Origin of the sequence: Pseudomonas paraveronii (assembly GCF_963681955.1) — a bacterium.
In the GTDB taxonomy this organism is placed as follows: domain Bacteria; phylum Pseudomonadota; class Gammaproteobacteria; order Pseudomonadales; family Pseudomonadaceae; genus Aquipseudomonas; species Aquipseudomonas paraveronii.
In genome coordinates, this window is the sequence record NZ_OY817130.1 from 774,230 (window position 1) to 797,381 (window position 23,152).

The window sequence follows — 23,152 nt, forward strand, 5'->3', positions numbered from 1 at the left end:
ATCCATAAGATCGCGGCCTTTCTGTCTTTCAGCGCAAACTGTCAGACCTCATCCAACTCCGGCTCATCCGCCTGCACATTCACCGTCACCTTCACCGCATCATGGCGACGGATGTACTTCCAGTCCGCCTCATCGATGTAGATGCCATTCGGCCCGCTACCGCCTTCCAGGTCGATCGCCACCTGGGCGGACACCTGCGGCTTCACACTCGCCAGGATCGGCACGAAGCCCAATTGCAGGCTGGTTTCCAGCAGCGCCGCCTGGTTCTTCTCATCGATGTCGGCCGCTTCATCGAGGTAGTACGGCAAGCGCACACGCCCGGCCTGGTCGCGGTCCATCAAGTGCAGCAACAAATACATGTTGGTCAGCGCCTTGATGGTCATGGTCGTGCCGTTGGACGCCGCACCGTCGATGTCGGTGTGAATCACCGGCTGGCCATTCACTTTGGTGATCTCGAACGCCAGCTCGAACAAGTCCTTGAGACCCAACTGGTTATGGTTGGCCGCCACCAGGCGCGCCAGGTATTCCTTGGCCTCTTCGTTCTTGTTGTCCTGCTCGGCGCTCTGGCTCAAGTCGAATACCGACAGGGTTTCGCCTTCTTCGTACTGACCGGCGCTGTGGATGATCTGGTCGATATGCTTGAGCGCTTCCTTGTTCGGCGCGAGCACGATGCGGAAACTCTGCAGGTTCGACACCTGGCGCTTGTTGATCTCGCGGTTGAACAAGGCCAGTTGGTGTTCCAGGCTGTCGTAGTCGCTGCGGATATTGCGCAGGGTCCGCGCGATGTCGGTGACCGCCGCGCGCCGCGCCTTGCCCAGGGTCAGGGCTTCGTCGGTCCGGTGCGCATACGCGTTGATCAGCAGATGCAGGCGCCGCTCCATGTCGTCCTCGCTGTCGAACTTGGCCACGCCCTTGAGGCGTACCTGGGCGTACAGCGCTTCGATCTGGCCATCGGCGCGCAGCAAGCCCTGCCAGCTGTCCTGATAATCGTTGAGCAGTGGCAGCAGGTTGTCCATGGAATCGTCGACCGGGTCCATGAACGGCGTGCCGAACGGCAAGTCCGCCGGCAGCAACTGGCGACGGCGCAACGCGTCATCCAGGGTGCGTTGCTTGGCTTCCATATCGCCGATCTGGCGACCGACCAGTTGCAGCTTGGCCGACAGTTGCTGCACGCGTTCGGTGAACGCATCGCTGGAGCGCTTCAATTCATCCTGGGCCGCTTCCATCTGCGCCAGCTGTTCCAGCTTCTCGCCTTCTTCGGCGCTCAGGGTCTGCGCACGGCGGAAATCTTCCAGGGCCTTTTGCGCGTCCAGCACTTGCTGGTACAGCGCTTCGGTCTGGGTTTTGCTCGCGGCGCGGTCAGAGGCGACCGCCTGTTGCGTCTTGAGCTGCTTGAGTTCTTTTTCCAGACGCTCTTTCTGGTCGCGCAAGGCTGCGCGATCCGCCAGGGCCTGCAAGGCGGGTGGCTCGATGTGGGAGATGTCGATGGACAGCCCCGGCACTTCAAAGCGCTCACCCTTGAACCCATCGAGGATCAGTTCCAGGGATTTGACCCACTGGCCGTCCTCATCCAGCGTGATGCCATGCTCACCCAACGGCAGGCTGAACAACGAACTGTTGAACAGACGCATCAGACGCTCGACATCCTGCTGTGAGAATTCCTCGCGCAGTTTGGCGTAGCTGTTGTTGTCGGCGTGGTCGAGCTGTTGCTTGACCGACTTCAAGCGTTTTTCCAGGTCGCGCAGGCGCTCGTCCAAGTCCTCGGCGCTGAACTGCCGCGACTGCGCCAGGGCGCCGGCGAGTTCATCGTGGGCATCCTTGGCCGCCAGCAGTTGCTGTTCCAGCACCTTGACGTCATCGACCAGCGCAAAGCGATGCTTGAGCACCGACAGCTCGCCCAGCCAACGCTGGATACCGCTGATTTCGCGCTCCAGGCGCATCAGCTCCTGGGTGCCGCCGCGCTGGTCGTTCTGCAGCGCGTCCTGCTCGTTACGGTAGTGCTCGGCCTGGAGGGTCAGCTCTTCCTTGCGCGCACCGGCGTAGTCCGACCAGGTGCCCAGCAGCGAGTCCAACAGCGGCGACAGGCGATGCAATTTGCCGCGCAGGATGTCGCGTTGTTTCACGCCATTGGCCAGGGCCTCGACCAACGGGCCGGCGGCGACCAGCGAGTTGTAGTCCTGCTCCATGCGTCGCACGTCGCGGAAGGCTTCTTCACACGCGGCGATGTAATCGACACTGCCGGAACGCAAGCTGTGCTCGAACGCATCGAGGAACAATTGCTTGAGCTTGGCCGCAGTGATTTCGCGCATGTGCAGCAGGTTGATAAACAGCGCGCGGAAGGTCTTCAGGCTCTGTTCGCTTGTGGAGCGCAGCGGGATCAGCGTCAGGTCCAGTGGGATCGACGTGTGGCCGCCCACCAGCAAACGACGTAGTTCATCGGGCTTGAGTTCGTAGGCTTTCAGGCCCTCGCGTTCAAGGTTGGTGAACAGCTCTTTCTGGCGCAGGCAGGTGTCGTTTTTCTGGTAATGGGCCAGGTCCAGCTTGCCGGCGTAGGCAAAGAACTGGTGACCGAAACCACCGCCCGGGCCGCGTCCGACCACGCCGATCACGTGTGGGCCGTGGGGCAGGGAGACTTCCACGAGGATGTAGCTGGTGTCGGTGGCAAAGTAGAAGCGCCGCGATTGTTCCAGGGTGTACTTGCCGAAACTCATGTCCGACATGCGCGCCAGGATCGGGAACTGCAAAGCGTTGATCGACGCCGATTTACCCAGGTTGTTCGCGCCATACACCGACAGCGGTTCTTCCAGCGGAAACAAACCCAGGCTGTAGCCGGCGGTATTCAATAGGGCGAAGCGGCGGATGCCGTAGCGTTCCTTGCTCATGCATCGGTCTCCTGTTCTTCGGCAATGGCGCGGGCCAAGGCGTCTTCTTCGCTGTCGTCGGCAAAGTCGCTCAAGTCCAGCGGGTCATCGGTTTCCAGCAGTTTTTCGTCGCTGTCTTCGTTGATGATCACCGGCGCCGGCAATGGCAGCACGCTGTGGATGCTGGCCGCGAGGTCGCGGTCCTGCTGCACCGACAGGCACACATCGAGGAAACGGTGCATCGGCGGCAGGAAGCGATAGATGCCGTTGTCTTCGCTGGCAAAGCCCAGCTGGGTCATGCGGCGCATGATTTTTTCTTCGAGCTCTTCCTGGGTCTGCACTTCGGCCTGGATAAACAGGTCGCGGTACTTCTCCAAAAGCGACGGCAGTTCATCGCGGCCGAGGCTGCCGCCGTCGAGCACGGCAATCGGGTCGCGGCCCTGGTCGGCCAGGTGCTCGACGATGATGAAGGTGAACAGCGCCAGGCGTTGCGCGGTCTTGTTCACCTGCGCGCTGGCGATGGCGGAGTCCGGCACGAAATAGTAGAAACCACGCGTATCGCAGACCAGCTCAAAGCCCAGGGCCTTGAACAGCGTGCGGTACTGATCCTGGAAGTTCGACAGTTGCGCGTACAGCTCCGGGTCGCGGCGGCTGACGTGGTAACCCTTGAACAGCTCGCGAAAGATCGGCGCCAGTTGGGACAGTTCGGATAGATCAAGATGCATAAGGGGTGCTCGCAGAATGCTCGGCCGCGTCTGTGCTGGCCGGGAGCAGGGCGAATGAGCGCAGGCTGACCTGATGCTCGTGTGTGTGGTAATCGCGGCGCTCCAGGCGCTCGCGCTTGAAGCGTTTTTCGCGGGACAGGCGCGAGAACCAGTACAGCAATTCGTCGGTGGCGCCGTCCGGTTCCTGTTCCAGCAGCCAGGTCATCAGGTCCGGCATCGGCAGCGCGTCTTCGCAGCGTTCGAGCATTTCCTTGACCGTGCGCGGTGCGCGCTGGGCTTCGCCGGTATGGGACTTGTGCGCCTTGGGGAAACGCGCCGGTTTCGGCTCGAAGTTCGCCAGGGCATACACATAGGCTTCGACCTGACTGGCACTGCCGAGAAAGGTGCTTTGCGGCCGGGTAAACATCGGCATCGCGGCCTGCGGCACCGCGTCCAGGCCTTTACGGCGAATGGCCGACAGGGCAAGCGCTGCGCCACGGGTCACGGCGTTGTGCCGACGTGCTTCTTCACGCAACGGCAGCAGCAGCTCGCGGGCGTGACGCAGGGTCAGTTGGGCGCTGGTCTGCATTTCGAGGATGCGCGCGTGGGTGCGCAACAGCATGTCGTCGTCGACCAGATGGCCAAGACGCTGCTGCTCGGTGAGCATGCGCAGCAGCACGTTTTCGACCTTGCGCACGCCCTGTTCGAAGGCGCCGTCGGCGTTCACCAGTTGGATCATCGGTTCGACGTATTCGTCCCAGGTCGCCAGCACTTCGGCATAACGCTGACGCAACGGGATCTGCCGATCGCTGGTCTTGGCGCGGTCGGCCACGGCGACGAGGGCCTGCTCGTCGTTGGCGAGCTTTTTCAGCACATCGCGCACGCGCATGTCCAGCAGGCGCAGTTGACGGGCCAGGTCGTGGCCGTCACGGATGTCGAAGGCGTCCTGGATATAACCGGCCAGGCGCTCGAGGTGGCGCAGGTAGGCTTCGATTTCCAGGCACAGGCCGAGCCGGTGCTCCTTGCGAAGATAGGCGAGGAAGTCGTGGATCTGCGCATTGAGCTCGAATCGGTTCGGGCTCTTGGCGACAGGCACCAGGATATCCAGGCGAATCCACACGTCCAGCAGGCTGGTGATGTCCTGGGGCGTGCTGTCCAGTTGTTGGGCGGCCAGTTGTGCGCGCAGCTCGCCGAGGCTCAGGGTGCCTTGGTCGAAGTGTTCGCACAGTGGCTCAAGTAAGGCCCAGTGTTCGGCGAGGGCGCGCAGGACGCGCTTGGGTTCGATCATGGGAATGGCCGGCTGGTTGGCGATTAAAAGTCGCGATTGTACTGCATCAGGCGCGGGATTTATCCACAGCCGGTCAGTGCGCAGTGGGCGATTGTTACCGAACAGCGGTAGAATCCCCGCTCTTTACTTATCCACAAGTGGCCGAGCTGTGCTTATCGAGTCCCGACGTCGCGCTTACTTGACCGCCATGCAGGTGGTCAACTGGCTGCCCCGCACCGAACTGCCGTTTGCCGCGCCGTCGCGGCCCGAGCTGCTGCAGGCGCTCGAGCCCGATGAGGCCTTCGAGACCTCGGGGGAAGAGGCCGCAGCGCCGGTGGCGGTGGTCAAGCCTGAGCCGCCGGTGCGCCCGGTGGTAGAACGCGCCAAGGTCGAGGTGCCACGCCCGTTGCCGATGGCCAAACCGGTGGTGGCTGAAGAGGCGGTGCCGGTGGTCAAGGCGGCTGTCGTTCCACCCCCGCGTTTTGCCCTGCAACTGCTGCGGGCCGGGCGTTGCCTGTTGCTGGTGGAGCTGCCGACCGGCGAGCGCTTCCAGACCCGCGACCCGGCCTACATGTTGCTCAAGGACATGCTGCGCGCCGCCGGCTTGCCCGACAGCCCGCAAATCGTCGGCGACCCGGTGCGCTGGCCGCTGCTGGTGCGCGGCACGATGGACCAGGGCCCGGACGCCGCGCGAGATTTTGTGCAAGGTTTTGTGTCGGCGCGCCTGGAAGACGAACCCTGCGTGTGCCTGTGGCTGATCGGCCTGCCCGCCGTGCGGTTTGCCGGCGAAGCCGACGCCGAAGTCTGGTACCGCGAGCTGCAGGTCGAAGGCCTGGGCTCGGTATGGGCCCTGCCGGGCCTGGAATTATTAATGGAAGAGCCACAGCGTAAGGCTGATGTCTGGCAAGCCATGCGCCGGCTGATGGCGCGCTGGAAAACAACCGATGAGTGAGGCTTTATCCTTTCGCCCGATGACCGAGGCCGACCTCGACGCCGTGCTGAAAATCGAATACGCGGCGTACAGCCACCCCTGGACCCGCGGGATCTTTCTCGATGGGTTGGGCAAGTACCAGATCTGGCTGATGTTCGAAGGTGAACAGCAAGTGGGCCACGGGGTGGTGCAGATCATCCTCGATGAAGCGCATTTGCTGAACATCACCGTCAAACCGGAAAACCAGGGCCGCGGCCTTGGCCTGGCGCTGCTGGAGCACCTGATGTCCCGCGCCTATGCCGCCACTGCACGGGAATGTTTCCTCGAAGTGCGTGACAGCAATACCGGCGCGTTCCGGCTGTACGAGCGCTATGGCTTCAATGAAATCGGGCGTCGGCGCGACTACTACCCGGCCGTCGGCGGTCGCGAAGATGCGGTCGTGATGGCCTGCACCCTGGTCGACTGAACACAGATGTGGGAGGGGGCTTGCCCCCGATGGCAGTGTGTCAGTCAACACATGTATTGCTGACAGTGTGCTATCGGGGGCAAGCCCCCTCCCACATTTGGATCTACGGTGTGTCAGCGGTTGCCGTCGACAGGCTCGCGCTCGGCCAGTTCGGCTTCATCCAAGCCATTGCCGCCGCCAATATCATCTTCGTCGACGATGCTCAGGTCCCAATCGGCCTGTTCGCCTTCGCCTTCTTCCCGCGCATCCCGTGCGCCGTCCTCGCGGATCAGGTTCTCCGGGCTCATCTCGTCATCGGTCGTCTCGGCCTCGCCCACCCGTTCGTCGGGCATCCGGTGCTTGCGCTCGCCACGTGGCATTTCATCGCCGATTTCTGCCGTTGGCTCTTCCTCGTCAAAGTCCAACTCGCGCATTGAGCCCATGCGATCCTCGTTGTCATCAATCGGTTCCGGCTGGGTAGCACCGTATGGACGTCGTGATTCAGTCATGGCCAATCCTCATACTGTGGGGCTTATAGTGTGTGGACAGGCCTGGCGCCCCAAGATTCAAGTAATTGCCCGCCGACTATCTTTATTCCCTACGTGACCCGGACGGGCGGTCGTCTGTCAAAGCTGCGCATCATTCCTGAGGCTTTCCCTGATGAACGAACTACAAGACCTGCTTGATAACAACGAACGCTGGGCGGATGCGATCACACAGGAAGATCCCGAATTCTTCGCCAAGCTGGCCCGCCAGCAAGCCCCGGAATACCTGTGGATCGGCTGCTCAGACGCCCGTGTACCGGCCAACGAGATCGTCGGCATGCTGCCGGGTGATCTGTTCGTACACCGTAATGTGGCCAACGTGGTGTTGCACACCGACCTTAACTGCCTGTCGGTGATCCAGTACGCCGTCGATGTGCTCAAGGTCAAACACATCCTGGTCACCGGTCACTATGGTTGCGGCGGCGTGCGGGCGTCGATGCAGGACCGCCAGTTCGGCCTGATCGACGGCTGGCTGCGGACCATTCGCGACCTGTACTACGAAAACCGCGAGATGCTGGCGCAGTTGCCGAGTGAAGAAGAACGCGTCGACCGCATGTGCGAGCTGAATGTGATTCAGCAGGTGGCCAACGTCGGTCACACCAGCATTGTGCAAAACGCCTGGCACCGTGGGCAGAGCCTGTCGATCCACGGCTGCATCTACGGCATCAAGGATGGCCGCTGGAAGAGCTTGAACACCACCCTCAGTGGCTTTGAGCAGTTACCGCCGCAGTATCGCTTGCGCCCGCTGGGTGAAGTCTAAGGGCGCTTGCGCTCGCGCCACTCGGTCATGAACGCCTGCCCCTCGGCGTTCAACGGCTCCTGGCTGCCGGTGATCCAGCCCCGGCAGTTCAGCTCGCCGCATTGGCAAGCGAACTGCCGGAACAGCGTGTCCTCGGTGCTGGCGTAATCCAGGGTCAGCCGGGTGTCGGCGGGGATGGACTGCACGGTCCAGAGCTCCAGGTAGGTGGTGTCTAAAAATACATTCGGGTTGCAGGAGTGGTGCAACAGGCCGCAGAACCAACAGTCGTACAAGTGGATGCGCGGCGACACCTGCAAGGTGTGCGGGCGTCGCTCGTTCACCGCGTAGCCGGAGACCTTGGCAATGCGCACGCGACTGTCAAAGGGAATGCGCGCCTTGATCCCGGCTCCGGTGCCGTCCGTGGTTCGGATGACCTGGAAGTGTTTGGACGAAGGGTAGCCCTGCTCGACGAACAGTGTCTTGAACGGATAAAGGCAATCATTCATAGCGTTTACAGCCTTATCCATGGCTCGAGTCTTCATAACTCTCCTTGGTTGGGCTGCATCGACCTGCGGGTGGTGTCTGACTGCCAGTCTTGCAGCGGATGGGCCCGGATCAAGACTCGCTGAACATAAAGCCGATTTCTACTGTCAAGTTTGACAGTAGAAATCGGCTTTTTTCTGCACTTTACAGCGCAGGGGCGGTGATTGCCGGGGCGGGGGCGGCGTCTTTCAGTTGCTTGAGCTGGGTTTTGATCGCGGGCGTGGCGCATTTGGCGTTCGCCTGCTCCGGGGTCAGGTCGCGCACCGAGGTGTAGAACAGTTCGCAGGTCTGCTCTTTGCGCGTGACTTGCCAGGTGTTCATGCACGCCTTGAGCAGCACATTCGCATCGCTCGCTGGCTTCTGGCCCATTCCGGCTTGCCAGCAGGCGGCGCTCAAGTCCTGGCCCATCACTTTCAAACCGGCCTCGTCGGCCTTCTGCGCGTTACCGTCATAGGTGTCCGGGCTGGCCGCGTACCAGATGTAACTGGGGTGGTTGGCGCCCAGCACCGAGACGGTTTTACCGGGGGCCGGGCTGATCTGCGCCAGGCCCAGCACGCCCACGGTTTGCCCGTATTGTTGCTTGATCCAACTGCGCACCGGCGCGCCGAACGCCACCATCGGCAATGCACCTTTGGGCGGCAGGCTCAGCTCCGCGACCATGCGTGTCTGGTAGTCGGTGAAGTAGCTGTAGACGTTTTCCAGGTCTTTACCGGCGTTGGACGGCGCGGCGATCGGCGCGATGTCGATGATGGTCTGGTAGGCCGGGGTTTCGCTGGCCGGAATGCCATTGTCGACGAGCAGGGTGGCCCAGCGGTCGGTGGTGGCCGATTCCAGGTAATCCTGGGCCTGGGTCAGTGAATAATCCGGCGGGAAGTGCAGCAGCTCGATGCTTTTGCGGTTTTCCAGGGCCATGCCCAGCGGCAGGAACAAGTACCAGTTGTAGGCCCACTTGCCGTCGCTATTGAGCCGGCTCGCGCCTTGGTAGGCCAGGTCGGCGGTCGCGAGCAAGCTCGTCAGCGGAAGGCCATAGCTCTCGGGCACGCCGCTGAAGGTCGCCGCGACCTGGCCATCATGGATTTTGACGCTGACCTTGGCGCGGCTGTAACCGTCGCGCTGCAGGCTCTGGTTCAGGTAATGCTCGGCGGTCTGCTCCAGCGTCCAGGGCCGAAAGCAGATCACATTGCAGTTATTGGGGTAAGCGAACAACTGGGTAACCCGTTGCGTGCTGCCCAGGGGCACTTCGATGTCGGCCTGTACGACCGCACTCGCCATCAGTGCGGCCAAGGTGAAGGACAACCTGGTCGGTTTAAACATAGATGATTCCTTGTCCGCGAAAGCCCGCCTGTGCGGGGTGAAAGCCCACCCTCACACAGTAGCGGCTGACCAGGAAAACCGCGTGCAAAATTGCTGGGCGTGTCGCTATTGGATAAGCCGTCCTACACCTCGAACTGCAGCGCATTGCTCAAGTCGCCCATCGGTTTCTGGCCTCGGGCGATCATGGCGTCGTCGCGCTGCTTGAGCCCGTCGAGTGTCTCTAGCTGAAAGACGCGAGTGATCAGGCGCAGGATCGACGCCGTGTCGTACACCGTATGGTCCACCGTGCCTTTGCGCGCGAACGGCGACACCACCAGCGCCGGAACCCGCGTGCCAGGGCCCCAGCGGTCGCCCTTGGGCGGTGCCACATGGTCCCACCAGCCGCCGTTTTCATCGACGGTCACCACCACCACCATGTTTTTCCACTGCGGGCTTTCCTGCAGCACCTTCAGGGCGCGGGTGATATGGCGATCACCCGAGGCCACATCGGCATAACCGGCGTGCATGTTGAGGTTGCCCTGGGGTTTGTAGAAGGTCACGGCGGGCAGCTTGCCCGCCTGCGCGTCGGCAAAGAACGTGTTGGTGCTCGACTCATCGCCCAGGCCCGCGTCGCGCAGGCGCTTGTCACGCTCCGCGCGGTTTTCCGGGCCCTGTTGCTTGAAGTAGTTGAACGGCTGGTGGTGGTACTGGAAGTTGGGGATCTTCGGAATGCCGCCCGAGTCCTTGAACTGCTCCAGCGTCGCCTGCCAGGCCCCGGCGTACCAGGCCCAGTCGATGTGCTTTTTCGACAGCTTGTCGCCGATGTGTTCGTGGGTCTGCGGCACCAGCACGTTGGGCAGGTCGGGCTTGGCGTAGTCCGGGTTTTGCGGGTCGCGAATCCAGGTCGGCCAGTAGGGCGGGGCCAGGGTGTTCACGGCGTAACCGTCCGGGGTCAGTGCGCTCGGGCCGAACTGCGGCGGGCCGCTCATGGCGCTGGCCGGGGATTTGTCCAGGGGCTTGAGGCGTGGGTCGTTGGGATCATCGCTTTGCAGCGTGGCGATCTGCGCCTTGGCCACCGACTGCGCCGCGTTTGGATAAACCGGTGCGGTGGCGCTGATCAGGTATTGGTGGTTGAGGAACGAGCCGCCAAATGCGCCCTGGAAGAAGTTATCGCAGAGCACAAACTCCTTGGCCACGTCCCACAGGCGCAGGGAATAACGGCTCTGGGCGTAATGCCCCATCACCAGGCCGCCGGAATCGCCCCATGCGACGAAGCCGTCGTTCTTGCCGCCGTTGATCTGCATCTGGTTCTGGTAGAACACGTGCCACAAATCCCGGGTGACCAGGCTCAAGGGCAGGTCTTCGGCGTTCGGGCCCTTGAGGGCGAACGGGGCGTTGGGCAGGTTCTCCTGGAATTGCACTTCACTGGGGTAGGTCACCCCGTCGACGCTTTGCGAGCCGACTTGCAACACGCCACCCCACACCGGGGGCAGGGTGGTCAATACGCTGGCGTCGCGGTCGCGCTGCTGATAGTCGGCGGCGGACAACGCCGACAGCGGTTTCTCCAGCCCCGGGAAGTCGGCAAACAGGTTGTTGAAACTGCGGTTTTCGGCGTAGATCACCACGACGGTTTTCACTTGGTCGTGTAACGCTTTATCCAACTCCTGCGGCGTAAGCGGCCGCGCCACCGGTTTGCCCGGCGCTTCGCTGGAATTGCCGCAGCCACTCAAGGTCGCGCCCACCCCCAACACCGCTGCGCCGCCGAGGAAGCGCCGCCGGCTGGTGTCTACCGGCGGTTGGTCGATGGAATCAGAGGCAGGGCGGTCTTCGTGCTCGTCACTCATTGCGGGGAGTCCTTGCTGGCTATTTGTTGCAAGATATTTCGCCAGGACGGTAGCAGTGGAATGTGACGCAGGGAAGACAGCTCGAAGTTACACGCTTTAAGCGGCAAGCCTGGAGCTAAAAACCTCAAGTTTGCCGCTGCGTTTAAGGCATCACCGGCGGCAAATACTTCAACGTCGTCCCCAACGCCCACAACAAAAACAACACCAACGGCGCGTGTACCAGCAACTGCACGAACGAAAACCCGATCAAATCCCGCGCCTTCAGCCCCAGCACGCCCAGCAACGGCAGCATATAAAACGGGTTGATCAAATTCGGCAGCGCCTCGGCCGCGTTGTAGATCTGCACGGCCCAGCCCAGGTGGTATTGCAGGTCATTGGCCACTTGCATCACATAGGGCGCTTCGATGATCCACTTGCCGCCACCCGACGGGATAAAGAAGCCCAGCACTGCCGAATACACCCCCATCAACAGGGCATAGGTGTCGTGGGAGGCGATGGAGGTGAAGAAGGTCGAGATATGGTGAGCCAGCGTCTGGCCGTCGCCGCCCTTGACCACGGTCATCAGCGCGGCAATCGAGCCGTACAGCGGGAACTGGATCAGCACGCCAGTGGTGGTTGGCACCGCGCGGGCGACCGCATCGAGAAAGCTGCGCGGGCGCCAGTGCAGCAACGCACCGACCATGATGAACAGGAAGTTATAGGTGTTCAGCCCGGAGATGGCACTGATCGCCGGCTTGGTCGAAAACTCGTGGAACAACCAACCCGCCGCCAGCACCGCCAGCAGGATCGTCAGCACCGGGCTGTGCTCCAGCCATTCGCCCGGGCGTGTCGGGGCCTGCGGCGTGGGCAGGTTGAAGGCTGGGTCGACCCCGCAGGCCTTGGCATCACGGGCGCTGCTCGGGCCGGGCGCGGTGGCGTAGGCGATGATCAGCGAGACCACGATCAACGCCAGCAACAGTACGCCGGATTGCCACAGGAAGATGGTGTCGGTGAATGGGATCACCCCGGTGATCGACAGGATCGACGGCGGCAAGCTGGCCGGGTTGGCCTGCAACTGCGCGGCCGACGACGACAGCCCCAACGCCCACACCGCACCGAGGCCCAGGTAGGCCGCGGCGCCGGCAGCGCGGTAGTCCATGCGCAAGTCCGTGCGCCGCGCCAATGCGCGCACCAACAAACCGCCGAACACCAGGGACAGGCCCCAGTTGAGCAAGGAGGCAACCATGGAAATCAACGCCACCCAGGCCACGGCCGAGCGGCCGTTCTTCGGGATGCGCGCCAGGCGGTCGATCAGCCTCACCGCCGGCGGCGAACTGGCGACCACATAACCGCCGATCACCACGAAGGCCATCTGCATGGTGAACGGGATCAGGCTCCAGAACCCATCGCCGAACGCCTTGGCGGCCTCGCTCGGCGCGGCGCCCATGCCCAGGGTCGCCACGGCGACAATGATCACGGCGAGGGCGGCAAACACCCAGGAGTCAGGAAACCAGCGTTCGGCGAAATTGGAGCAGCGCAGGGCAAATCGGGCATAGCGGCTTTCTTCGAGAGCATCGGCCACGAGGCATTCCTCTTATAGTTGTTATGGTTTTGGTAGTTTTACGCCATGTTCCGCTACGGCCATTGATAGGGGAATGCAGTTATCTTCATCGATCAATGAGGAAAACAAATATATCCTCCGCGATTGCCATCATCCGCCTCAGCTCATAACCTGCACGCCATTTTGTTTGTCTGCCGAGCCTCAACATGACTGCCACCTCGCTTGCACAGGCGCAGCGTTTTTCCCGCTCCGACTACAAAACCCTGGGCCTGGCCGCCCTCGGCGGTGCCCTGGAAATCTACGACTTCATCATCTTCGTGTTTTTCGCGCTGACCCTCAGCCAACTGTTCTTCCCGCCGGAAATGCCCGAGTGGCTGCGCCTGCTGCAAAGTTTCGGGATCTTCGTCACCGGCTACCTCGCGCGCCCGCTGGGCGGCATCCTGATGGCGCACTTCGCCGATCACCTGGGGCGCAAGCGCGTGTTCAGCCTGAGCATCCTGATGATGGCCTTGCCCTGCCTGCTGATCGGGATCATGCCGACCTACGCGCAGATCGGCTATTTCGCACCGCTGATCCTGCTGGTGCTGCGCGTGCTGCAAGGCGCAGCGGTGGGCGGTGAAGTGCCCAGCGCCTGGACCTTCGTCGCCGAGCATGCGCCGACCCATCACCGCGGTTACGCCTTGGGCTTCCTGCAAGCCGGCCTGACCTTCGGCTACCTGCTCGGCGCGCTGACCGCCACACTGCTGGCGCAACTTTTCACCCCGGCGGAGATCCTCGACTACGCCTGGCGCTTCCCCTTCCTGCTCGGTGGTGTCTTCGGCGTGATCGGCGTGTGGCTGCGCCGCTGGCTCAACGAAACCCCGGTGTTCCTCGAAATGCAGGCGCGCCGCCAAGCCGCCGCCGAAATGCCGCTGCGCACCGTATTGCGCGACCATCGCAGCGTGTTGCTGCCGGCGATGATCCTCACCTGCGTGCTCACCTCCGCCGTGGTGGTGCTGGTGGTCATCACCCCAACCATGATGCAGAAAACCTTCGGCATGACGCCCAGCCACACCTTCGCCCTGAGCGCGCTGGGCATCGTGTTCCTGAACATCGGCTGCGTCCTGGCCGGCCTGTTGGTGGACCGCATCGGCGCCTGGCGCGCGGTGCTGGTCTACAGCCTGTTGCTGCCGCTGGGGATCGCGGTGTTATACGCCAGCCTGATCGCCGGTGGCGTCTGGCTCGGCGCGGCGTATGCCGTGGCAGGCTTGAGCTGCGGCGTGGTTGGCGCAGTGCCGTCGGTGATGGTCGGGTTGTTCCCGGCGCCGGTGCGGGTGTCGGGGATTTCCTTCACCTACAACATTGCCTACGCGCTGTGGGCGAGCACCACGCCCTTGATCCTGATTGCACTGATGCCGACCAGCCCGTGGATTTGCGTGGGCTATTGCGTGGTGATGGGCGCGGTGGGGGTGGTGAGTGTGGCGCTGTTCAGCAAGCGCCACACGTTAGCCGCCTGAGGGCGCGGTCCGGAAGTGCCGAGCACATCCGAATCTTCTGCTATGGCGCTATGATTCATGCAACCACTCCCCACGAGGATGTTCCATGAGCGCAGGACACAACCACGCCCAGGTACGCGCCGGTCACGAACGCCAGTTATGGATCGCCCTCGGGCTGACCAGCAGCTTCATGATTGCCGAGGTGATCGGTGCCTTTATCACCGGCAGCCTGGCGCTGTTGTCCGACGCCGCGCACATGATGACCGACGCCCTGGCCATGGCGATTTCCCTGGTGGCGATCCAGATCGCCAAGCGCCCCGCAGACCGCAAGCGCACGTTCGGTTACGCCCGCTTTGAAATCCTGGCGGCGGCCTTCAATGCGTTGCTGCTGTTTGCGGTGGCGTTTTACATCCTGTTTGAGGCCTATCAACGCCTGCAGGCGCCTGCGCAGATCCAGTCGACCGGCATGCTGGTGATCGCCGTGCTGGGGCTGCTCGTCAACCTGATCGCCATGCGCCTGCTCAGCGCCGGCAGCGGCGAAAGCCTGAATGTCAAAGGTGCGTACCTGGAGGTCTGGAGCGACATGCTCGGCTCTGTCGGCGTGATCATCGCGGCTGTGGTGATCATGTTGACCGGCTGGGGTTGGGTCGACTCGGTGGTGGCGGCGGCAATTGGTTTCTGGGTGTTACCGCGTACCTGGGTGTTGCTCAAGGAGAGCATGAATGTGCTGCTGCAAGGTGTGCCCGACGGCATCGATATCGACAGCGTGGAACAGGCCATACGTGGCGTACCTGGCGTGAAGGATGTACATGACCTGCATATCTGGGCGCTCACCAGTGGCAAGAACGTGCTGAGCAGCCATCTGGTGGCGGACGCGGTGCCGGGCGTCGAGCAACAGGTCCTCGCTCAAGTGACGCAATTGCTGCATGAACAATTCGATATTTCCCACGTCACGCTGCAGGTCGAGGGCGAGGGTTTTCATCGTGACGGGCTCGAAGAAGCCCATGCTTGAGCCTTGCTAACGGATTTGTAATGTTCGCCCCACCCCCCTGATAAGTACCGAAAGTTACAGTGCCCCGGCTTGGATTTATCCGCCATTTCATGGGCCTGGAACTCTCGTTATGCCAACTCGTGCAAGAACATTACTGTGCTCGATCGTCGTGTTGCTGGCGACGGCACAAGGGGTCGGCGCCCAGACCCTGAGCCTCGACGCCGCCCTGCAAACCGCCTTCGCCAATAACCCCGACCTGGCCGCCGCGCAATGGGAGATCGACATCGCCAGCGGTGGTCGTCAGCAGGCGGGGCTGATCCCCAACCCGGTGGCCTCATGGGATGCCGAAGACACCCGCCGCGACACCCGCACCACCACGCTCAAGTTAAGCCAGACCCTGGAACTGGGCGGCAAGCGCGGTGCGCGCATCGCGCTGGCGACGCGTGGTCAGGACGTTGCGGCGCTGACCTTGGAACAGCGCCGCAACGACTTGCGCGCCGAGGTGATCGACCGCTATTACGGCGCCCTTCGCGCCCAGGAACGCCTCGACCTGGCGCAACGCTCCCTGGCACTGGCCGAGCGCGGTCTGGTGGTCGCCAACGGCCGGGTCAGCGCCGGTAAAGCGTCGCCGGTCGAAGCCACCCGCGCTCAGGTGCAGTTGTCGGAAATCCGCCTGGAACTCAACCGCGCCCAAATGGGCGTGAGCGACGCCTATCGCCGCCTGGCTGCCAGCACCGGCAGCGCCGCGCCCGACTTCGCCGCCGTCGCCACGCCAAGCAGCGTCCCGGCGACGTTGCCGCCCGCCGCGCAACTGCTGGCGCGTCTTGAGCAGACCGCCGAGCTGCGCCTGGCCGAACTGCAAATCCTACAGAACGAAGCCAGCGTCGGCCTGGAAAAAGCCCAGCGCATCCCCGACCTCGATGTGTCGATTGGCAGCCAGTACGACGCCAGCGTGCGCGAGCGCGTGAACCTGGTGGGCGTGTCGATGCCGATCCCGCTGTTCAACCGCAACCAGGGCAACGTCCTCGCCGCCACCCGCCGCGCCGACCAGGCCCGTGACCTGCGCAACGCCGCCGAACTGCGCCTGCGCACCGAAACCCGCCAGGCCCTGGACCTGTGGCAAACCGCGAACACCGAAGTGCGCGCATTCAACCAGCAGATCCTGCCCGCCGCGCAGAGCGCGGTGGACAGCGCCACCCGTGGCTTCGAGATGGGCAAGTTCAACTTCCTCGACGTCCTCGACGCCCAGCGCACCTTGATCGCGGCCCGCACCCAATACCTCACGGCGACCGCCCAGGCCACCGACGCCTGGGTGCGCATCGAACGGATCTACGGCGACCTCGCCCGTTTCTGATTTTTTGGAGTCCTCTATGCAGACTAAACATGGCGTGGCGCTTGCCGTCGTCCTGGGCCTGATGCTGTCCGGCCTGGCAAACGCCGAGGAAGAAGAAGGCACGCTCGAACTTACCGAGCAGCAGATCGAGGCCGCCGGTATTCAACTGGCCCAGGCCCAGCCCCGGCCGATCAGCAGCGTGCTGTCGCTGCCGGGTGAAGTGCGCTTCGATGAAGACCGCACCTCGCACATCGTGCCGCGTGCGGCGGGGGTGGTGGAGGCGGTGAAGGTCAACCTCGGCCAGGCGGTCAAGCAAGGCGAGCTGCTGGCGGTGATCGCCAGCCAGCAGATTTCCGATCAGCGCAGCGAACTGGCTGCCAGCCAGCGCCGGGTCGAACTGGCGCGCACCACCTTCCAGCGCGAGCGCCAACTGTGGCAGGACAAGATCTCCGCCGAGCAGGATTACCTGCTGGCGCGCCAGGCTTTGCAGGAAGCCGAAATCGCCCAGAACAACGCCCGCCAAAAGATGACCGCCCTCAGCGGCAGCGCCGTACTGGTCGGCGGCAATCGCTACGAATTGCGCGCACCGTTCGCTGGCGTGGTGGTGGAAAAACACCTGGGCGTCGGCGAGGTGGTCAGCGAGACCAGCAATGCCTTCACCTTGTCGGACTTGTCGCAGGTGTGGGTCACTTTCGGCGTCTTTCCCAAGGACTTGAACAAGGTTCGCGTCGGCAAGCCGGTGAAAGTCAGCTCCACCGAAATGGGCACCGAAGTGCTCGGCACCGTGGCCTACGTGGGCAACTTGCTGGGCGAGCAGACGCGCACCGCCACCGTGCGCGTGAGCGTGCCCAACCCCGATGACGTGTGGCGCCCGGGGTTGTTCGTCGCCGTACAGATCGCCACCGACACCTACCAGGCCAAGGTCACGGTGCCCCAGGCCGCGATCCAGACCGTCGAGGACAAACCCTCGGTGTTCGTGCGCACGGCGGACGGCTTCGTCACCCGCCATCTGGAACTGGGCGTCAGCGAAAACGGCTACGTCGAAGTGCGCCAGGGCCTCGACGCCGGGGCGCAGGTGGCCACGGTCGGCAGCTTCATCCTCAAGTCCGAACTGGGCAAAGGCTCGGCCGAACACGCCCATTGATCCCGCGAGTGATTTCCCATGTTTGAGCGCCTTATCCAATTCGCCATCGAGCAGCGCATCATCGTGCTGCTGGCGGTGCTGCTGATGGCCGGTGTCGGCATCGCCAGCTATCAGAAACTGCCCATCGACGCGGTGCCCGACATCACCAATGTGCAGGTACAGATCAACTCGGCGGCGCCTGGTTTTTCGCCGCTGGAAACCGAACAGCGCATCACCTTTCCCATCGAAACCGCCATGGCCGGGTTGCCGGGGTTGCAGCAGACCCGTTCGCTGTCGCGCTCCGGTTTGTCCCAGGTGACGGTGATCTTCAAGGACGGCACCGACCTGTTCTTCGCCCGTCAGTTGGTCAACGAACGCCTGCAAGTCGCCCGTGAGCAATTGCCCAGCGGCATCGAAACGGCGATGGGGCCGATTTCCACCGGCCTAGGGGAAATTTTCCTATGGACCGTGGAAGCCGAAGAGGGCGCGCGCAAGGACGACGGCACGCCCTACACGCCGACCGACCTGCGCGTGATCCAGGACTGGATCATCAAGCCGCAACTGCGCAACGTGCCCGGCGTGGCCGAGATCAATACCATCGGTGGCTTCGCCAAGGAATACCAGATCGCCCCCGACCCCAAGCGCCTGGCGGCCTACAACCTGACCTTGAACGATCTGGTCACCGCCCTGGAGCGCAACAACGCCAACGTCGGTGCCGGTTACATCGAGCGCAGCGGCGAGCAGTTGCTGATCCGCGCACCAGGGCAAGTGGCGTCGATCGACGATATCGCCAACATCGTCATCACCACCTCGGGCGGCACGCCGATCCGCGTGCGCAATGTGGCCCAGGTCGAGATCGGCCGTGAGCTGCGTACCGGCGCCGCCACCGAAAACGGTCGTGAAGTGGTGCTGGGCACGGTGTTCATGTTGATCGGCGAAAACAGCCGCAGCGTGTCCCAAGCCGTGGCTTCGCGACTCGAACAGATCAACCGCTCGCTGCCCGAGGGCGTGGTCGCCGTTACCGTTTACGACCGCACCAACCTCGTCGAAAAAGCCATCGCCACGGTGAAGAAAAACCTCTTCGAAGGCGCGCTGCTGGTGGTCGCAGTGTTGTTCCTGTTCCTCGGTAACATCCGTGCGGCGCTGATCACCGCGATGGTGATTCCGCTGGCGATGCTGTTCACCTTTACCGGCATGTTCACCAACAAAGTCAGCGCCAACCTGATGAGCCTCGGCGCACTGGACTTCGGCATCATCGTCGACGGTGCGGTGGTGATCGTCGAGAACGCCATCCGCCGCCTGGCCCATGCGCAACAGCGTCACGGCCGCCTGTTGACCCGCAGCGAGCGCCTGCACGAAGTGTTCGCGGCGGCCAAGGAGGCGCGGCGCGCGCTGATCTTCGGGCAACTGATCATCATGGTGGTGTACCTGCCGATCTTCGCCCTCACCGGCGTGGCCGGGAAAATGTTCCACCCCATGGCCTTCACCGTGGTGATCGCCCTGTTCGGCGCGATGATCCTCTCGGTGACCTTTGTGCCGGCGGCGATTGCGCTGTTTGTCACCGGCAAGGTCAAGGAAGAAGAAAACCTGGTGATGCGCAGTGCGCGTCGGGTCTATGCGCCAGTGCTCGATTGGGTGATGGCGCGGCGCCCGCTGGTGTTCGGTTTGGCGCTGTTGACCATCGTCGCCTCGGGGCTGGTGGCCAGCCGCATGGGCAGCGAATTCATCCCCAGCCTCAGCGAAGGCGACTTCGCCCAGCAAGCCTTGCGCGTGCCCGGCACCAGCCTGACGCAGTCGGTGCAGATGCAACAGCAGTTGGAAAAAACCTTGATGGCCCAGGTGCCGGAAATCGAACGGGTCTTCGCCCGCACCGGCACTGCGGAGATTGCCTCCGACCCGATGCCACCGAACATTTCCGACAGCTACGTGATGCTCAAACCCAAGGATCAGTGGCCCGATCCGCAGAAGTCCCGCGAAACGCTGATCGCCGATATCCAGCGCGCCAGTGCGATTGTGCCGGGCAGTGCGTATGAATTGTCACAACCGATCCAGCTGCGTTTCAACGAGCTGATTTCCGGGGTGCGCAGCGACGTGGCGGTGAAGGTGTTCGGTGATGACATGGCGGTGCTCAATGCCACCGCCGGGGAAATTGCCGAGACCTTGCAAGGCCTGAACGGCGCCTCGGAAGTGAAGGTCGAGCAGACCTCCGGCCTGCCGATACTGACCATCAATATCGACCGCGATAAGGCCGCGCGGTTTGGCCTGAATGTCGGCGATGTGCAGGACACGATTGCCGTCGCAGTCGGTGGGCGCCAGGCCGGTACGTTGTACGAAGGCGACCGGCGTTTCGACATGGTCGTGCGTTTGTCCGACGCACTGCGCACCGATATCGACGGCTTGTCGCGGTTGTTGATCCCGGTGCCGGCATTGGCGGGTAACGCCTCCGGGCAGTTGGGCTTTATCGCCTTGTCCCAGGTTGCCAGCCTCGACCTGGTGCTGGGCCCGAACCAGATCAGCCGCGAGAACGGCAAGCGCCTGGTGATCGTCAGCGCCAACGTGCGGGGGCGCGATATCGGCTCGTTTGTCCAAGAGGCCGAAGCCGCCATCGGCGCCCAGGTCAAAGTGCCGGTTGGCTACTGGACCACCTGGGGCGGGCAGTTCGAACAGTTGAAGGAGGCCTCCGACCGCCTGCGCATCGTGGTGCCGGTGGCGCTGCTGTTGGTGTTCGGGCTGTTGTTCATGATGTTCAACAACCTCAAGGATGGGCTGTTGGTGTTCACCGGGATTCCGTTCGCCTTGACCGGTGGGATCATGGCGCTGTGGCTGCGCGATATTCCGCTGTCGATCTCGGCCGGGGTGGGCTTTATCGCCTTGTCCGGCGTGGCGGTGCTCAACGGCCTGGTGATGATCGCGTTTATCCGCAACCTGCGCGAGGAAGGGCGCTCGTTGTCGATGGCCATCAACGAAGGCGCGCTGACCCGGCTGCGTCCGGTGTTGATGACGGCGCTGGTGGCGTCCCTCGGGTTTATCCCCATGGCCCTGGCCACCGGCACCGGCGCCGAGGTGCAGCGGCCGCTGGCGACGGTGGTGATCGGCGGGATTATTTCCTCTACGTTGCTGACCTTGCTGGTGCTGCCGGCGTTGTATCACTGGGCGCATCGCAAGGACGAGGAAACACCAGACGCAAGCGCGTAAAGCGCCCCGGCTGGCTGCTGACGTCGGCGTGGCCCTGATGCAGGTGCATGATCGACTGCACGATGGCCAGCCCCAGGCCGGTGCCGCCCTCGGCGCGGGTGCGACTGCTGTCGGCGCGGTAGAAACGTTCGAACACGTGCGGCAGGTGGTGCGCTTCGATGCCCCGGCCGGGGTTGCCCACCGACAGCGAGACGCTCTGGCCGTAGGTCTCCACCAGCAGCAACACGGTCGAGGCCTGCGGCGTATGGCGGATGGCGTTGGAGAGCAAATTGGAGATGGCCCGCTGGATCATCAGGCGATCGCCCATGATCCAGGCGTCGCCGCGCAGGTTCAGGGTCACCTGCTTGTCTTCGGCGCTCAAGGCAAACAGCTCCATCACCCGCTGCGCTTCTTCGCCCAACGACACCTGGGCAAACCCGGCCCGCGCCGCCGGATGGCTGACCTGGGCCAGAAACAGCATGTCGGAGACGATGCGCGACAGGCGTTCCATTTCCTCGGTGCAGGATTCCAGCCCGGCTTTGTATTCCTGCGAAGGCCGCTCGCGGGACAACGTCACCTGCGCCTTGCCCATCAGGTTGGTCAACGGCGCGCGCAGTTCGTGGGCCAGGTCATCGGAGAACTGCGACAGTTGCCGCACGCCGTCGTCCAGGCGATGCAGCATGAAGTTGATGCCCTGGGCCAACTCACCCAGTTCCTTGGGCAGGTTGTCCAGCGCCAGGCGATGGGTCAGGTCCTGGGTGCTGACCTGGGCCGCCACACGGCTGAACTGCTGCAACGGCGCCAGCCCGCGCTGCACCAGCCACCAGGCGCCCATGCCGATCAGGATCAGTAGCAGCGGCAGGGCGATCACCGTGGAGCGCAGGTAGGCGCTGAGCAGCGCTTCATCATCGGAGCGGTCCAGCGACAGCAGCACGCGCACGTTCTCGCCGCTGTACAACGGCACCAGGCGCGTGGCGCTGAGGATGCGGTCGCCGTGCCCGTCCACCCAGTTCAGGTAGGCCAGGGTCTTGCCGGCCGGTACGTCGAGCAACAACGGTTGCTGGGGTTTCGCGCCCACGCTCAGCAGCACCGGCGCATCGGCCTGGGTGCCCATGATGGTCAGGTAGATGTTGTCGTGGCCCATCACCAGATCCAGCAGTGAGTGGGGGCGGCTGCTGATGTCGCGGGGGGTGAGGCCCTGGCTCAGGCTGTGTTCCAACTGCTCCAGCTTGTTTTCCAGGCCCTTGCGCGCGAGCTTGTCCAACTCGTGGGTCAAAGCCAGGTACGCCAGGGTCGCCAACAGCACCACCAGGCCGGCACCCATCAGGCTGACCGTCAGGCCCAGGCGCATCGACAAGCTGGTGGTCCTCATTGGCGCGCCTCCAGCACGTAACCGACGCCGCGAATGGTGTGGATCAGCTTGACCTCACTCTGGTCGTCGACCTTGCCGCGCAGGCGGCTGATGGAGACTTCGACGACGTTGGTGTCGCAGTCGAAGTTCATGTCCCACACCAGGGAGATGATTTGCGTGCGGGTCATCACCTCGCCGGCCTGGCGCATCAATACGTGCAGCAGGGCGAATTCCTTGGTGGTCAGGTCGATCCGCCGTGTGCCGCGATAGGCGCGGTGGCGGCGCGGGTCCAGTTCCAGGTCGGCGACGCGCAACACGTCCGGCAGCGGGATGTGTTCGCTGCGGCGCAACAGCGTGCGCACGCGGGCCAGCAGCTCGGGGAATTCGAAGGGCTTGACCAGATAATCATCGGCGCCCATGTCCAGGCCCTTGATCTTGTCGGCCAGCCGGCCACGGGCGGTCAGCATCATGACCCGCTGGTTGCCGTCGCGGCGCAGGTGTTCCAGCACTTCCCAACCGTCGGTGTTGGGCAGGTTCACGTCGAGGATCACCAGTTCATAGGTGTGTTGCCGGGCCAGGTGCAGGCCGTCTACACCGCTGGCGGCGCAATCGACGACGTAGCCACTTTCGGTCAGGCCCTGCTGCAAGTAATCGGCGGTTTTCTGCTCGTCCTCAACCACAAGGATACGCATGGGGATTTACCTTCAAAGAAAACGGAGAGGGGCATGGCCGCATAGAGGCGGCGAGTGGGCTGTAGGAAAACTCTGAACCGTGAAGTAGCTTTAGGGTCAAGCCACGTCAGGCAACTGCGACGATTCGTCGCTGTGCGGGTGAACAAAAAAACGCCCCATACGGGGCGTAAAAGTTCATCTCCGTTCCAAAGGAGCTACACAAAAGCTGCAGAGATGAATGTGTTCGATAAGCAGTATAAAAACTGCAACTTAACGCGAAGGTGAGGCCGATATTACAGTTCTGACAGATTTGAACCTGTGA

The 23,152-nt window shown here is 63.0% G+C and carries 18 protein-coding genes; 8 read left to right on the top strand and 10 right to left on the bottom strand.

Translation table 11 applies throughout. The features are described 5' to 3' along the window. Positions 1-41 precede the first annotated feature (41 nt). From mksF to mksB, 3 genes are read right to left on the bottom strand one after another with little or no spacing between them, the layout of a single operon-like run. Positions 42-2,882 (bottom strand): Mks condensin complex protein MksF, encoded by a 2,841-nt coding sequence (mksF, locus tag U5A08_RS03320; protein WP_253393235.1) that lies wholly within the window; start codon positions 2,880-2,882, stop codon positions 42-44. Then, a complete protein-coding gene (mksE, locus tag U5A08_RS03325; RefSeq protein WP_247404127.1) occupies positions 2,879-3,586 on the bottom strand; it encodes an Mks condensin complex protein MksE in 708 nt (235 codons plus the stop codon). Before mksE ends, mksF begins: the two co-directional genes overlap by 4 nt. Then, complete coding sequence (mksB, locus tag U5A08_RS03330; protein ID WP_253393236.1) at positions 3,576-4,853, bottom strand: Mks condensin complex protein MksB; 1,278 nt, start codon at positions 4,851-4,853, stop codon at positions 3,576-3,578. Before mksB ends, mksE begins: the two co-directional genes overlap by 11 nt. A 187-nt stretch (positions 4,854-5,040) precedes the next feature. Here mksB and U5A08_RS03335 point away from each other — a divergent pair, with 187 nt between their 5' ends. Beyond that, complete coding sequence (locus U5A08_RS03335) at positions 5,041-5,784, top strand: energy transducer TonB (RefSeq protein WP_321852167.1); 744 nt, start codon at positions 5,041-5,043, stop codon at positions 5,782-5,784. Then, positions 5,777-6,229, top strand: a complete 453-nt coding sequence (rimI, locus tag U5A08_RS03340) for a ribosomal protein S18-alanine N-acetyltransferase (RefSeq protein ID WP_247405947.1) — start codon at positions 5,777-5,779, stop codon at positions 6,227-6,229. The genes U5A08_RS03335 and rimI overlap by 8 nt, the downstream gene beginning before the upstream one ends. A gap of 113 nt (positions 6,230-6,342) precedes the next feature. Here rimI and U5A08_RS03345 read toward each other — a convergent pair whose 3' ends face one another. Then, entirely contained in the window at positions 6,343-6,717 is a 375-nt protein-coding gene (locus U5A08_RS03345) for a serine kinase/phosphatase (RefSeq protein ID WP_321850253.1), read from the bottom strand. Positions 6,718-6,868: 151 nt separating this feature from the next. Between U5A08_RS03345 and can the strand changes: the two genes are divergently transcribed. Next, positions 6,869-7,513: a carbonate dehydratase gene (gene can, locus U5A08_RS03350; protein ID WP_253393238.1), complete on the top strand. Its 645-nt coding sequence runs from the start codon at positions 6,869-6,871 to the stop codon at positions 7,511-7,513. On the opposite strand, the gene U5A08_RS03355 is transcribed toward can, so the two are convergent. The 4 genes from U5A08_RS03355 to U5A08_RS03370 all read right to left on the bottom strand — a co-directional run bounded on the left by U5A08_RS03355 (position 7,510) and on the right by U5A08_RS03370 (position 12,733). Continuing rightward, positions 7,510-8,034 carry an SET domain-containing protein-lysine N-methyltransferase gene (locus U5A08_RS03355; protein WP_253393239.1) on the bottom strand — a complete coding sequence of 175 codons (525 nt, stop codon included), beginning with the start codon at positions 8,032-8,034 and terminating at the stop codon, positions 7,510-7,512. The genes can and U5A08_RS03355 overlap by 4 nt on opposite strands. A 145-nt stretch (positions 8,035-8,179) precedes the next feature. Beyond that, complete coding sequence (locus U5A08_RS03360; RefSeq protein ID WP_253393240.1) at positions 8,180-9,349, bottom strand: hypothetical protein; 1,170 nt, start codon at positions 9,347-9,349, stop codon at positions 8,180-8,182. Positions 9,350-9,471: 122 nt separating this feature from the next. Further along, positions 9,472-11,172, bottom strand: a complete 1,701-nt coding sequence (locus tag U5A08_RS03365; RefSeq protein WP_321850257.1) for an acid phosphatase — start codon at positions 11,170-11,172, stop codon at positions 9,472-9,474. A gap of 142 nt (positions 11,173-11,314) precedes the next feature. Beyond that, complete coding sequence (locus U5A08_RS03370) at positions 11,315-12,733, bottom strand: short-chain fatty acid transporter (RefSeq protein ID WP_321850259.1); 1,419 nt, start codon at positions 12,731-12,733, stop codon at positions 11,315-11,317. Between the two features lie 185 nt (positions 12,734-12,918). Here U5A08_RS03370 and U5A08_RS03375 point away from each other — a divergent pair, with 185 nt between their 5' ends. From U5A08_RS03375 to U5A08_RS03395, 5 genes are all read left to right on the top strand, one after another. Then, positions 12,919-14,208: an MFS transporter gene (locus tag U5A08_RS03375; protein WP_321850261.1), complete on the top strand. Its 1,290-nt coding sequence runs from the start codon at positions 12,919-12,921 to the stop codon at positions 14,206-14,208. Between the two features lie 85 nt (positions 14,209-14,293). Further along, positions 14,294-15,199, top strand: coding sequence for a cation diffusion facilitator family transporter (locus U5A08_RS03380; protein WP_321850263.1), 906 nt, complete (start codon positions 14,294-14,296; stop codon positions 15,197-15,199). Positions 15,200-15,308: 109 nt separating this feature from the next. After that, entirely contained in the window at positions 15,309-16,532 is a 1,224-nt protein-coding gene (locus tag U5A08_RS03385; RefSeq protein ID WP_321850265.1) for a TolC family protein, read from the top strand. A gap of 16 nt (positions 16,533-16,548) precedes the next feature. Beyond that, entirely contained in the window at positions 16,549-17,655 is a 1,107-nt protein-coding gene (locus U5A08_RS03390; RefSeq protein WP_321850268.1) for an efflux RND transporter periplasmic adaptor subunit, read from the top strand. 18 nt (positions 17,656-17,673) lie between these two features. Next, positions 17,674-20,829 (top strand): CusA/CzcA family heavy metal efflux RND transporter, encoded by a 3,156-nt coding sequence (locus U5A08_RS03395; RefSeq protein WP_321850270.1) that lies wholly within the window; start codon positions 17,674-17,676, stop codon positions 20,827-20,829. On the opposite strand, the gene U5A08_RS03400 is transcribed toward U5A08_RS03395, so the two are convergent. Together U5A08_RS03400 and U5A08_RS03405 are read right to left on the bottom strand one after the other, a co-directional pair. Next, positions 20,744-22,180, bottom strand: a complete 1,437-nt coding sequence (locus tag U5A08_RS03400; RefSeq protein WP_321850273.1) for a heavy metal sensor histidine kinase — start codon at positions 22,178-22,180, stop codon at positions 20,744-20,746. The genes U5A08_RS03395 and U5A08_RS03400 overlap by 86 nt on opposite strands. Further along, positions 22,177-22,851, bottom strand: a complete 675-nt coding sequence (locus U5A08_RS03405) for a heavy metal response regulator transcription factor (protein WP_046384814.1) — start codon at positions 22,849-22,851, stop codon at positions 22,177-22,179. Before U5A08_RS03405 ends, U5A08_RS03400 begins: the two co-directional genes overlap by 4 nt. Positions 22,852-23,152 lie beyond the last annotated feature (301 nt).

Excerpts from the sequence above, each read along its gene's own strand:
- mksF (WP_253393235.1), bottom strand. The coding sequence starts at position 2,882 with ATGAGCAAGGAACGCTACGGCATCCGCCGCTTCGCCCTATTGAATACC.
- mksE (WP_247404127.1), bottom strand. The coding sequence starts at position 3,586 with ATGCATCTTGATCTATCCGAACTGTCCCAACTGGCGCCGATCTTTCGC.
- mksB (WP_253393236.1), bottom strand. The coding sequence starts at position 4,853 with ATGATCGAACCCAAGCGCGTCCTGCGCGCCCTCGCCGAACACTGGGCC.
- U5A08_RS03335 (WP_321852167.1), top strand. The coding sequence starts at position 5,041 with ATGCAGGTGGTCAACTGGCTGCCCCGCACCGAACTGCCGTTTGCCGCG.
- rimI (WP_247405947.1), top strand. The coding sequence starts at position 5,777 with ATGAGTGAGGCTTTATCCTTTCGCCCGATGACCGAGGCCGACCTCGAC.
- U5A08_RS03345 (WP_321850253.1), bottom strand. The coding sequence starts at position 6,717 with ATGACTGAATCACGACGTCCATACGGTGCTACCCAGCCGGAACCGATT.
- can (WP_253393238.1), top strand. The coding sequence starts at position 6,869 with ATGAACGAACTACAAGACCTGCTTGATAACAACGAACGCTGGGCGGAT.
- U5A08_RS03355 (WP_253393239.1), bottom strand. The coding sequence starts at position 8,034 with ATGAAGACTCGAGCCATGGATAAGGCTGTAAACGCTATGAATGATTGC.
- U5A08_RS03360 (WP_253393240.1), bottom strand. The coding sequence starts at position 9,349 with ATGTTTAAACCGACCAGGTTGTCCTTCACCTTGGCCGCACTGATGGCG.
- U5A08_RS03365 (WP_321850257.1), bottom strand. The coding sequence starts at position 11,172 with ATGAGTGACGAGCACGAAGACCGCCCTGCCTCTGATTCCATCGACCAA.
- U5A08_RS03375 (WP_321850261.1), top strand. The coding sequence starts at position 12,919 with ATGACTGCCACCTCGCTTGCACAGGCGCAGCGTTTTTCCCGCTCCGAC.
- U5A08_RS03380 (WP_321850263.1), top strand. The coding sequence starts at position 14,294 with ATGAGCGCAGGACACAACCACGCCCAGGTACGCGCCGGTCACGAACGC.
- U5A08_RS03385 (WP_321850265.1), top strand. The coding sequence starts at position 15,309 with ATGCCAACTCGTGCAAGAACATTACTGTGCTCGATCGTCGTGTTGCTG.
- U5A08_RS03390 (WP_321850268.1), top strand. The coding sequence starts at position 16,549 with ATGCAGACTAAACATGGCGTGGCGCTTGCCGTCGTCCTGGGCCTGATG.
- U5A08_RS03395 (WP_321850270.1), top strand. The coding sequence starts at position 17,674 with ATGTTTGAGCGCCTTATCCAATTCGCCATCGAGCAGCGCATCATCGTG.
- U5A08_RS03400 (WP_321850273.1), bottom strand. The coding sequence starts at position 22,180 with ATGAGGACCACCAGCTTGTCGATGCGCCTGGGCCTGACGGTCAGCCTG.
- U5A08_RS03405 (WP_046384814.1), bottom strand. The coding sequence starts at position 22,851 with ATGCGTATCCTTGTGGTTGAGGACGAGCAGAAAACCGCCGATTACTTG.